This window comes from Methanocella arvoryzae MRE50 (genome assembly GCF_000063445.1).
GTDB classification, from domain to species: Archaea; Halobacteriota; Methanocellia; order Methanocellales; family Methanocellaceae; genus Methanocella_A; species Methanocella_A arvoryzae.
Genome location: NC_009464.1, coordinates 372,802 through 384,436 on the forward strand (window position 1 = coordinate 372,802; position 11,635 = coordinate 384,436).

At 53.9% G+C, this 11,635-nt stretch carries 11 protein-coding genes; 8 read left to right on the top strand and 3 right to left on the bottom strand.

The features are described 5' to 3' along the window. Window positions 1-68: 68 nt before the first annotated feature. Both RCI_RS01825 and RCI_RS01830 read left to right on the top strand, forming a co-directional pair. Window positions 69-1,295, top strand: coding sequence for an MFS transporter (locus RCI_RS01825; protein ID WP_012034678.1), 1,227 nt, complete (start codon window positions 69-71; stop codon window positions 1,293-1,295). 56 nt (window positions 1,296-1,351) lie between these two features. Further along, entirely contained in the window at window positions 1,352-1,849 is a 498-nt protein-coding gene (locus RCI_RS01830) for a DUF5615 family PIN-like protein (RefSeq protein ID WP_231844907.1), read from the top strand. Between the two features lie 21 nt (window positions 1,850-1,870). On the opposite strand, the gene RCI_RS01835 is transcribed toward RCI_RS01830, so the two are convergent. After that, window positions 1,871-2,386, bottom strand: coding sequence for a PadR family transcriptional regulator (locus RCI_RS01835; RefSeq protein WP_012034680.1), 516 nt, complete (start codon window positions 2,384-2,386; stop codon window positions 1,871-1,873). A 162-nt stretch (window positions 2,387-2,548) separates the two neighbouring features. Between RCI_RS01835 and RCI_RS01840 the strand changes: the two genes are divergently transcribed. The 5 genes from RCI_RS01840 to RCI_RS01860 all read left to right on the top strand — a co-directional run bounded on the left by RCI_RS01840 (window position 2,549) and on the right by RCI_RS01860 (window position 8,477). After that, complete coding sequence (locus RCI_RS01840; RefSeq protein ID WP_012034681.1) at window positions 2,549-3,343, top strand: 2-amino-3,7-dideoxy-D-threo-hept-6-ulosonate synthase; 795 nt, start codon at window positions 2,549-2,551, stop codon at window positions 3,341-3,343. Then, window positions 3,340-4,464, top strand: coding sequence for a 3-dehydroquinate synthase II (locus RCI_RS01845; RefSeq protein ID WP_012034682.1), 1,125 nt, complete (start codon window positions 3,340-3,342; stop codon window positions 4,462-4,464). Before RCI_RS01840 ends, RCI_RS01845 begins: the two co-directional genes overlap by 4 nt. A 208-nt stretch (window positions 4,465-4,672) precedes the next feature. Next, a complete protein-coding gene (locus tag RCI_RS01850) occupies window positions 4,673-5,629 on the top strand; it encodes an alpha/beta hydrolase (protein WP_012034683.1) in 957 nt (318 codons plus the stop codon). After that, window positions 5,626-6,423, top strand: a complete 798-nt coding sequence (locus tag RCI_RS01855; protein WP_012034684.1) for a prenyltransferase/squalene oxidase repeat-containing protein — start codon at window positions 5,626-5,628, stop codon at window positions 6,421-6,423. Before RCI_RS01850 ends, RCI_RS01855 begins: the two co-directional genes overlap by 4 nt. Window positions 6,424-6,575: 152 nt before the next feature. After that, the gene (locus tag RCI_RS01860; protein ID WP_012034685.1) at window positions 6,576-8,477 is read left to right on the top strand and encodes a KamA family radical SAM protein; all 1,902 of its coding nucleotides are present in this window, start codon (window positions 6,576-6,578) and stop codon (window positions 8,475-8,477) included. A 104-nt stretch (window positions 8,478-8,581) separates the two neighbouring features. Here the strand turns inward: RCI_RS01860 and RCI_RS01865 are convergent, their stop codons facing one another. Further along, window positions 8,582-10,039 carry a TrkH family potassium uptake protein gene (locus RCI_RS01865; protein ID WP_012034686.1) on the bottom strand — a complete coding sequence of 486 codons (1,458 nt, stop codon included), beginning with the start codon at window positions 10,037-10,039 and terminating at the stop codon, window positions 8,582-8,584. Window positions 10,040-10,252: 213 nt separating this feature from the next. Further along, window positions 10,253-10,546 (bottom strand): hypothetical protein, encoded by a 294-nt coding sequence (locus RCI_RS01870; RefSeq protein ID WP_012034687.1) that lies wholly within the window; start codon window positions 10,544-10,546, stop codon window positions 10,253-10,255. 391 nt (window positions 10,547-10,937) lie between these two features. On the opposite strand from RCI_RS01870, the gene RCI_RS01875 reads away from it, so the two are divergent. Next, complete coding sequence (locus RCI_RS01875; protein ID WP_012034688.1) at window positions 10,938-11,414, top strand: DUF1697 domain-containing protein; 477 nt, start codon at window positions 10,938-10,940, stop codon at window positions 11,412-11,414. Window positions 11,415-11,635: the final 221 nt, after the last annotated feature.

Here is an 11,635-nt window from a genome sequence, read left to right on the forward strand (position 1 = left end):
GCCATATCGGAGTCAGGCATTTTATTCCTGCCAAAAGTATATTTTGGATACTGTGGTATCTCCACGAGATGCTGAAGAGGTTGACAGCACTCGATCTATTTTTGATCATGTTCGTGCTGATGTTCTACGGAAGGCTTAGTGTCGTGCTTTTCATCCCCCAGTACGCCATCGACTATGGCATACCTGCGCCTTATTACAGCCTGCATTTCGCCATGGTCAGCATAGGCTCGGCAGTGTCCAACCTGCTCAGCATTATTCTGCTGCGGCACGTCAATCCAAAAAAGATGTTCCTGGCTATCGGTGTAATCTCCGCCATCTACGAAATACTGCTCTACTTATACCCCTCTCCTGAAACGCTGCTGATCTCAGGCCTGCTGATCGGCCTGGCAGCCGGGACTTTCTGGAGCCTGACTTTCCTGATGGTGTGCGAGCTTATCGATGCCTACGGCTTATCTACCACGGACGCGTTTTCCCGGTACAACGTCATCACGACTGTAATGAGCGCCCTGACCCCCCTCATCGCCGGGGCGATCGTACAGACTTTCGGGTACGGCATATGGCTGCTGTCCGCCCTGGCATTCCTCATCATCTCCACGGCGATCATGGCGTTCTTCAAAGACCCGATCTACTACAAGACTTATGGCCAGTATCCCATCAAGGAAGACCTCGGCAAAGTGCTCGGCAACAAGCGCACAGTAATTACTTTCCTGCTGATCATGCTGTTCATGACGCTCACCGTCAGCACCTGGTCTTCGCTGTCAAAAGTCTTCTTCGCCAACATCGGCATTCGCAGCGTCTGGCTGGGAGTGCTGAGCGTAGTGGTCAGCGTCGTCACCATCATCGTATACTGGCTGCTTGCCAGACAACGCTTCGGCAACCGCAGGATGATCGCCACTCTCGGCATTGTCATATTTGGTGCTGAACTGCTGCTGATCACCTTCACGTCCAACCCGCTCATCGTCTTTATCCTCGAGGGCATCGTAGGCACCGCCGGCATAGCAGCCGTCAGCTTCTCGACCCAGAACATCCTGAAGAACACGTTCCAGGAGCGGACCTACATCGGCCGGCCCATCTTCGCGCTGGGCATGTACATCGCCAACGCCATCTGGTTTGCCGCCTGCGGGTACATCATCGCCGATTGCGGAGGCTATACTGCCGTGGGGCAGATCCTCGGCATCACCGTAGACCAGTTCGGGTTCCGGATGCTGCTCCTGATCATGGCTTTACTCACCGCCTTGTGGGCTGTCAGTATGTGGAAATATGAAGGCGCAATGGTCAAAGATCGCAGAGACTAAGAGTTCCGTCTCCAGAACAGCCCAATCTTTTTGCCTCCCGAGACTATAACTAATCTGTGGATCGCCCGAAATTCCTCGTCGACCGGATGCTGGGCAGGCTAGTCGCCTGGCTGCGCATCTTCGACTATGATACGCTGAGCGCGCTGGAGCTGCAGATCGAGGAGGATGAGGACCGCAGGCTGGTCGATATCGCTCTGCAGGACGGCCGGGTGCTGCTGACCCGGGACAGGGGACTGGTGGAGAGAGCCAAAAAAGCTGGGGCGATTGCCATTCTCATCTCACCCGATAAAGTCACGGACCAGCTATGTGAACTGATCAAGCATGTTCCCATTAACACACAGCCCGTTATGGAGCGGTGTACCGTCTGCAACGCCGGGCTCCGCAGAGCTACGGCTGAAGACATCCGGCGTACAAAGCATTACGTGCCGGAGCATCTCGTGGAAGAAGGCAAAGAGTTCTGGATATGCGAACGCTGCGGCAAGATCTACTGGATGGGCAGCCACTGGCGGAATATTATGAAGACTTCGTCGGAGATCGACGTTTGCAGGAAATAGCTCCCCGGAAAAATCTCCATATTACAACGGCGCTTTCTGTAACTCTTCCAGCGCCTTGTTGACCCTGACGATCTCCGTATCCAGAAAAGTTTTCAGCTTCATTAGCGCCTTCAGGCGCTGGTCAGGATCGAGGGCGTTCATCATCGCCTTTCCTTTTTTTGTAAGCAGAACTGTCAGGTGGTCGGGATTGACGCGTTCGGCTTCAAGCAGGGAGGAGATGAAGGCGTTGATGAACGACTCGAAGTCCCTTTCGCTCTCTTCGAGCAGCTTTTTGCCAGTTTCGGAGATTTTATAGACTCTTCGTGCCCTTTCGCCGTCCTTTTCTTCCCACGAGGTGATGTAGCCGTCGGCCTCGAGGCGGTTTAGCAGTTTGTATATGGCCGAGTGGGATGGCCGCCAGTGGCCGCCGGTGTGCCTTTCGATGTCCTGCATGAGCATATACCCGTGTTTCGGCGAATTTCTCAGGAGCATGAGCACGAAGTAGTTCAGGCTCGCTTTCGTGGGATTCTGAAAGAAATTGGGTATCGCCACGGACATAATACTTCATATATATTCTGTCATTTTATATTTTGCCGGCACATGTCTTGCTAAAACATATTTACCGGCAAATTATGCGCGGAGCGTCACAAAATCCACATGACCGATAACTATATCATCATATCCGTGCTACTGTGTATCACAGTAGCATGGTGTATTTTCATGACTATAGGCAAGCAAATCCGCATCGAGCGGATCAGGGACAGGAAAAGCGGTAACAGTTTGATAATCCCCGTAGACCACGGCATTTCCGTCGGCCCGATCAAGGGCATCATCGACCTGGCAAAGACCATCGATCAGGTTGCAGAAGGAGGCGCAAATGCAGTGTTGATGCAGAAGGGCATGGTCCCCCATGGCCACAGGGGCTATGGCAGGGACGTGGGCCTGATCGTCCACATGAGCGCGTCCACTTCCCTCGGCCCCGACCCGAATAACAAGGTGCTTGTCTGCACAGTGGAAGAAGCGATCAAGATGGGCGCAGACGCCGTAAGCGTCCACATCAACGTCGGCAGCGACACCGAAAGCGCCCAGCTCCAGAGCCTCGGATGCGTGTCGAAGACCTGCGCAGAGTGGGGCATGCCCCTCATCGCAATGATGTACCCCAGGGGTGCGTCGATCAAGCAGGAGCACGACGTTAGTGTCGTGGCCCATGCAGCCAGGGCGGGGGCTGAGCTTGGGGCTGACATCGTCAAGACCAACTACACAGGAGATCCCGACTCCTTCAAGACCGTTGTACGCGGCTGCCCTGTGCCCGTCATCATCGCCGGAGGGCCGAAGATGAAATCGGACACAGACCTTCTCGAATCCGTCGAGGGAGCTATCGCCGCTGGTGCAAAAGGAGTAGCGTTTGGCAGAAACGTATTTCAGCACGAATTCCCCACTAAGATTACGAAGGCCGTAGCACGGATCGTCCACGAAAAGTGGTCGGCTTCCGAGGCCGCAGAGGAACTAAAATGAGCGATAAGCTGGTCTGGATCGACGCACAGGGCTCCTGGAACGGGGCGAAAGAGAAGGTGACAGGGGCACTCGAGTCCGGCGCAAATGCCGTGCTGGTGTCGCCGGAAAACGTCGAGCGCGTTCGCGAGCTGGGAAAAATGACTGTAGCAGCCGCGGAGGGTAACCCGGACATCAGGGTGATCGGCATCGGCTCCGAAGGCGACGGTACGCTCTTTCTACCGCACGACCTGAACTCGTCGGAAGACATGGCGACAGCTAAAGCACTGAAAGCTCAGGGCACTACCACTGCTGCCTACGTCAGGCTGGCAGGCAAGGAATACGAGCAGTTCGCCGCCAGGATGGGCAAGCTCTGCGACTACCTCATCATTGAGGGCGATGACTGGAAAGTCATCCCGCTCGAAAATTTGATCGCCGAGCTCGGCGGGTCCGGCACCAAAATCCTGGCGAAGGCCAGGGACATCGACGAAGCCTCGGTCGCCCTGCAGACACTGGAAAAAGGAGCTGACGGCGTCCTGGTCGACGTGGACGATCCGTTGAAAGTCCGTGAGATCGCCCGCGCAGTATCCACGAAACAGGCGGGGCTCGGCCTTACGCCGGTAACGATCACTGCAGTCAGAGACGCCGGCACCGGGGACCGGGTCTGCATCGATACCTGCTCGCTGATGACGCCTGGAGAAGGGATGCTCATCGGCAACCAGTCCAGCGGCCTATTCCTGGTGCAGTCCGAGGCGGAAGAGAGCCCGTACGTGGCGAGCAGGCCGTTCAGGGTGAACGCAGGCGCAGTGCACGAGTATGTGCTCGTCGGAGAAAAGACCAGGTACTTATCCGAGCTTGCCAGCGGAGACCCGGCGCTGATCGTCACCAGGGACGGCGACGCCAGGAAAGCGACCATCGGCAGGGTGAAGATCGAGCGCAGGCCGCTCCTGTACGTCGAGGCGGAAACCGGCGACCGGAAGATCTCCGCTATCCTCCAGAACGCAGAAACCATTAAGCTCGTCGCAGCAGACGGCAGTTCCACACCAGTGACGGCTCTGAAACCCGGCGACCGGGTGCTGGCTAAGCTTGAAAAGGAAGCCCGGCACTTCGGAATGAAAATCGAGGAAACGATCGTAGAAAAATAACTTTTTCCCTGACCTCTGTAAATCAGGCCACGTCCGAAGACATCAGCTCCAGCATCCAGAAGTGACAGGTAGAGGGCGAAGGTACCTCTATCCGGCCCGCGGTCCCGCCCGGATGTACGAAAGTTTGGGAATAGTGCCTGCAGGGCTGATCCCTACCTAAGCCCTGTGCTACGGAAACCTTATTTTCTTTAGGGCCGATTAGTAGAGCGTGTCCAAGAATTCGAAGTCCCGGGCCCGGAAAGGGCAGAAGCAGGCTGTCCGCAGGTGGGCTGTGCCTATCGCCCTCCTGGTTTTCATCGCAATCATAAGCATGGCATATCTTGCCTTCCAGAGCGCACATGAGACGCCGATCACGCTATGGAAGCTGGACAACGCCAGCAGGCTCGGATTCGAGCAGCGGGAGCCTGTCGACGGGTCTTCCACAGTGATTGAGTCTACTCCGGACTATACTGTAGAGAATGTGGTCTACAAGAGCTTTGGAGATAATGTACATGCTCTTCTGCGCATCCCGAAGAACATCACTAACCCACCGGTAGTGATCGTGCTCCCGGCAGCAACCGTCAATAAAGAAGCTGATGCAGATATGGCAAAAGCACTGGCATCCTGGGGCTACGCTTCGCTGACGCTGGATGAGAGGGGCAATAACGGCTCGACGCCCGGACCGTCGGCCATGGACCTGAACGGCGGCTACCAGGCCTTTATCAACAACCGGGACCCCGTTCAGTACAAGCAGGTTTTCGACGTGCTCCAGGGCTATGAATACATTAAGTCCCGCGCTGACCTGAACGGCAGCAATGTCGCCGTACTCGGAGAGAGCATGGGCGGCCGGTTCGCGATCGTCTCCGCTGCGCTAGAACCCGGTATGAAAGGCGCGTTCGTCATCAGTTCCGGGCCATACGGCCTCGACCGGACGGGAAATGCTCTTGCAGACCAGTTTAGCACATCGGTAGAGCCTGAAACCTATCTCTCGATGCTTCCGCCCCGAAAAGTGGTCATGTTCCACTTCACGGGCGATAAAGTCATCCCTGTGGAACAAGGCAAGTCCCTGTATGCCAATGCCAGCGAGCCTAAGGCCTGGTATGAATATAGCGGCGACGTGCACGGGGTGTACAGCGAGATCTACGCAGAAGACCTGCGCAACGAGCTTAAGGCGGTGCTCGGGTGAGCCAGACAGTAGATCTGGCTGTCCGGTATCTAACACAGGCCCAGAACAGCGACGGGTCCTGGGGCTCTGGCGACCCGATGGTCTCCGCGAGAGCCATTTATGCTCTAAAAGACTGCGAGGGCTCGGAAGCTGTTATAGAACGCGGGATTGCATATCTAGAAAGCTGCCAGCAGCCCGATGGGCACTTCCCCCCTAAAACGCAAATGTATACGGATGCTGCCACTACCGCATACGCGCTAGTTGCCTTGAACCAGTATAGCTATTCCAAGGCCAGCAAGCTGGTAAGCCGGGGCCTGATATGGCTGATGGAGCACCAGCAGCCCGACGGCTCGTGGAGTGGCCACAATACAAACAAGAACGCCTATACGACCTCGCTATGTCTACGAGCGCTGTACACGTTCTACCTGACTGGCATTTCAAGGTATCGCAAGGGCGTAACGCATGTGATGGAAAAGATGGCGGAGCCAGGCTTCTTCGACGAGCCGGTCTCCCATGTCTATGCGCCGGTGCTGAACATGCACCGGATCGGCTATCTGATGCCAGAAGTGCGAGAAGCGTTCGTTAACTATGCGACAGAGCATATCGACCTGTCGATGAAGGCCGGAAAAATAGTAGATGTTGCTTATCTCTGCGGCACACTGGCCGCTCTCGATGAAGAAGATATGGCCCGGCAGTGCGCTGACTACCTTGCCGGAGCCAGGAATTCCGATGGCGGGTACGGCAAAGAAACTGGCCAGGCAAGCGACCCGAACTGGACTGCCTTAGTGATGCTTGCGCTGGAAAACCGGCTTTGAATAAATTAGTTTTCCGGATTCCCAGCATTTTTCCACATATTCCAATATTTTTACTTTATGACTTTGAAATGGCATGATCAATCTGACATGTAGCAGGAGGATTTGACTAAAAAGGGTAAAATATTTAAAAGGTTACTCAAAAACCCATTATTATGAGTGAAATTTCGTCAAAAGCCTCAAAGAACAAACCGTTCAGGCTTGATACCATTAACACGCCTCAGGAGCTGAACCCCCGAAACACACTGCTGGTACTCAAGGCTCCTAAAGAGGATCTGGTAGAGCTGATGTGGCTGACTGATCACACGATCAAGAAATTGCTCATCGCGTCCGGAGGCCTCGAAGAGGCGAGGGACAGACTATTTGACTATCTTAACAGCCTGGAAAGGCACTATTTCAACGTTTATTCCGATCGAAAGTTCAAAGACCTCCACATGCTGGAGAAAAACAACGCAAAAGAATGCATTCGTGTCCTGAAGAACGTCATCAGGACAGAAAATGAGCGCCTGACCGGATTTTCGGCACTTAAGGTGCTGTACGATATCGCCAAAGGCCGAAAGGAGGCCTTGAACCGCGTCAGCGAAGGGTTTATCGCGGAATTTATCTATCTCTTCAAGGGCATCAACGGCAAGTCCGACATTCTCTTCGGGGATGATCTACAGCCCGACTCTATTGAGGACAGCCGCCTCGCATCAGTAAACCGCTCGATGCAGCTCGATCATTACTCGCGCAAGATGAACGCGTACTTTTCCCGGTACCATTCGGGGCTCGAGCCGGAAATCCGCGAACAGAGAGAAGCCTTAAAAAAGGATATACTGGACTACTTTGGAGCAGGCGAAGCCGACTGGCAGGATTTCGGCTGGCAGATGAAGCATATCCTCACGGATTATAAGACAATATCTGAACTGGTCAGGCTCGATCAAGACGAGATAAGCGCGCTTAAGTTTGCGCAGGAGCACAATATACCAGTACAGATCACACCCTACTACCTGTCACTCTTTAACAAAGCCGGCAGGTCTGCACTTGACCGGGCAGTCCGGGCACAGGTTCTGCCGAGCATGAACTATTGTAAAACTATCGTTAAAAACAGGCAAAGCGCTGCAGACATGGACTTCATGGGCGAGAAATGGACCAGCCCGGTGGAAGGGATTACTCGCCGCTACCCACAGATCCTGATTCTCAAGCCCTACGACTCCTGCCCCCAGATCTGCGTCTACTGCCAGCGAAACTGGGAGATTAAAAGTATAGATGAAGCAGAGGTAAAACGGGATACCATTCAGAATGCTATCCAGTGGATAAAGGATAACGAAAGTATCTCGGAAGTACTAATCACAGGCGGCGATCCGCTCACCATGAACGACCAGTACATCGATTCGCTGCTGCGGAAAGTCTCCGGGATCGACCACGTGGAGCGGCTGAGGATAGGTACCAGAACCCCCGTCACTGTGCCGTTCCGCATTACTCCGAAACTGGCAGAAATCTTAAAACAGTATCACCAGCCGGGAGCGAGAGAAGTGTGCGTTGTCACACACTTTGAACACCCGATGGAAATGACGCCTGAGTCGCTTCAGGCAGTACAGACGATAAGGCAGGCCGGCATGAGCGTCTACAACCAGCAGGTCTTCACGTACTATAACAGCAGGAAATTTGAAATCGCGAAGATGAGGAAAGTCCTGAAGATCTGCGGCGTCGACCCGTACTATACCTTTAACACCAAGGGTAAGGAGGAGACGATGGATTTCAGGGTGCCGATCGCCCGCGTGGAACAGGAGCGCAAAGAAGAAGCAAGGCTCCAGCCGGGAATCGTCCGGACAGACGAGCCGGTCTTCAACGTACCAAAGCTCGGCAAATCACACCTTCGCGCCTGGCAGGACCACGAAGTGATCATGATTTTGCCTGGAGGCCAGCGATCTTACCGGTTCTACCCGTGGGAATCCAAGCTCGCCATCTGTGATACATACATCTACACGGACGTGTCCATATTCGACTACCTGCGGCGCCTGAACGCCGACGGCGAGGACGTTTGCGAGTACCGGTCGATCTGGTACTACTTCTGAAATAAGACATGCCGGATAGCTATCGGACAGCCGAATGAGGCTCCGGGCAAAATCCTGCCGGGCGGGCATCTATAAAAAAATAAATTGATCGCCCGCCCGACATTTCAGAACTTCAGGCCTTTCAGCAGGTATCTTGCCAGCAGCAATACCGGGATGATCTCCAGCCGGCCGATCCACATGTCGAAGATGATCACGATCTTTCCGAGAACGCTGAGATCAGGATTGACTATCCCGCAGGTGATGCCAACGTTGCCGATTGCAGAGCTGACCTCAAAGACGATGTGGCCGAGGTCATACGAGGGGCCCACAATGTTCGCCATGATGAAGACGCTCAGCAGTATTCCGACCACCCAGAGGAAAGAGATAAAAGTAGCTTCAGTCAGCTCTGCCGCGACCAGGTCTTCTGTCACTCGCCTGTTGCCGATTTTTACGACCGCTATGGCATTTTTGGAACGCAGCACTTTCGCAAACCAGAGCTTGACCTGATCGCCCAGGAAGATCGCCCTGGCAATCTTGATACCGCTGGCCGTCGAACCTGCACACCCGCCGATCACCATGGCTACGGACATGATCAGCAAGGCCGGCGTCGTCCATCCGGAAAGGTCTGCAGTCTGAAACCCTGCCGAAGTAATCGCCGAGATGAACTGAAAGACAGAGTACCTTAGCGACATGACAATGTCGTTGTAGAAAAAGAAGTTTTGAATTGTAAGAACGACGGAGCCTATCGCGATAACGATGAAGAACGTCCTGACCTGGATGTTCTTCAGCAGGCTGCCAGGGCCCTTTCTGAACATCCGGTAGATGACGACGAATGGTATGGCTCCGGCAATGATGATCGGTAATATTGCCAGTTCTATGAAGATATTATCATAGGCTGCTATACTCTCCCCGTAGACTGAGAAACCTCCGGTTCCGATAGCCGTCATAGCTGTATTGGTGGCATCCCAGATCGGCATCCCCGCAGCATAAAGCAGCAGAAACCCGCAAACAGACAACACAATATAGAGGATCCAGATCGTTTTGATAGTCGACCTGATGCTCGGATGGATCTTATCCTTGTGCGCCTCCGACTGGTAAAACATATACGTACTGGTCCCCGGCCGGATCAGTATTGTGACCATCAGCACGATGACGCCCAGGCCTCCGATCCACTGGTTTACGCTGCGCCAGAACTGGACCATCGGCGAAGCTTTTTCAGGGCTGGATAACATGCTATAACCAGTACCCGTCCACCCGGAAATCGACTCGAAAAAAGCGTCGAGCGGGCTCATGTTTGCTACAGTCATAAAGGGGATCATACTGATGGCAGGCACGATCAGGTAAGCCAGTGCAGCGATGATCATGGCATGCTTAAGCTCAGGGTTGATGTTGCCCGGAATCAGCATCCTGATCACAAGCCCCATCCCGATGCCGAGCACCGCCCCAGACATAAACCCATAAAATGCAGGCGCATCTCCGACTCGCCAGCTGAAAATGGCCATCGCCAGCATCACGATGCCTATGATTAAAAACAGCCCTTTCAGGTTGTTTAGTATGATCTGGATATCCTGGACAAACCCCATTTTCCTTCACCAGGCTGCGAGTGTAAAAAGCGAGCCGCTATAGACTGATGGATAGCTCCTGACAAACCCGTATATGGAGCCATAAGCCCTGCAACGGGCTTCAAGTCCTCAGCCTAATAACTGATTTAATGATCTGCTATAGCCTTATGCCTCAAGCACCATAACAATTCTGGTTAACGGGAGCCCGTAAATCGAGAAACCTGCCGGGGCTGCTCAGTCCCAGCTGACGACCAGATCGCCTTTTCTCATAGGCTTGCCACATTTGGGGCAGACGCCGGGGAAGGTCCAGATGCGGAACCTGTGGCTGAACGATTCCGGGCAGCGGGCCTTTTTATGAAACGCTTTCTGCTTGATCGTGTAGCTGCTGTGATCCTCCAGCTCATAAAGCTCTTTGCAGTCCTCGCACAGGATCGTGAGACCGGAAGTGATCTCGTCCCTGCCGTTCTCGCCCGAGACCATAGCTTCGTAGCCGCATGCATCGCAATGGAACTTGTAAATCTTGACCATTTTTCACCAGACCGTTAGCTTAAACCTGAGCTGCAGCGGTATCTTGCACAGACAATCCGCTGCCGCGAGCCATTCATTTACCGGCTAATTATCGGCAGAATAATACTTAATCTTTATGCAGCACGGCAAAATAATCCTGCGATTACATGGCAATAGTGCCACAACAACTCCCCGCCTCAAATGATCATCTTTCCGTCCGCCCACACAGACCGCTTTAGATTGAAAAGGTAACATCAATCCCAGCGGGGGAGGTGACTCCCACAAGGCTCCGTCCGGATAACTTCTTCGCCCCTCTGCAAGCCGAGGATATCCCGCAGGGCAATTCCGACAGCTTCTTTTAACGTGGCCGGCTATATACTCCCTGTAATCAATAGCTATTCTGAGGACGTATATGGTAGTTTTGAATGGTTGTCGGGAATCGGGCGAGCAGGAACAGGCAGGAACTGGAATTGGCTACGTGGCATTTCTCAGGGGCATCAACGTCGGCGGCCATTCGATATTGAAGATGGCTGACCTGGGGAAAGCGTTCGAAGCCATGGGCTTCAGGCACGTGAAGACGGTGCTCGCCAGCGGCAACGTGCTCTTTGAGGCGTCGGAGGAAAATACCGCTGTGCTTTCTGAAAAGATCATGCAGCAGCTCCGGGAAGCCTTCGGGCGGGAAATACTGGTGATCGTGCGCACCGTTGATGAACTCAGAGAGCTTGAAACTGAGCATCCCTTCGAGGGCATCGTGGTACGCCCACAGACCCGGCTGGTCGTAATGTTTCTATCGGATAACATAATACAGCCGAACCTCTCCGATCTGCCGGTAAATGAAGACTTTAGAATTATCGGCGTCTACGACCGGACAATATGCAGTGTTATATGAAGAGCGAGGTACTGGGACCGTGCAGCTGATGGGTGCTCTGGAGAACAAATTCGGAAAGCAGGTGACGACTCGCACCTGGAGCACCGTGCTCAAGGTTTTGAAGGCCGGCGCTGCCCTGCAAGAAAAAAGATAGCCGCGTATCCGATTTTCTGTTCTTATCTACCATCTCGTAGCAGACGTGCCCGCCAACCGCTGCCACAGGCAATGCCCGAGACTATGAG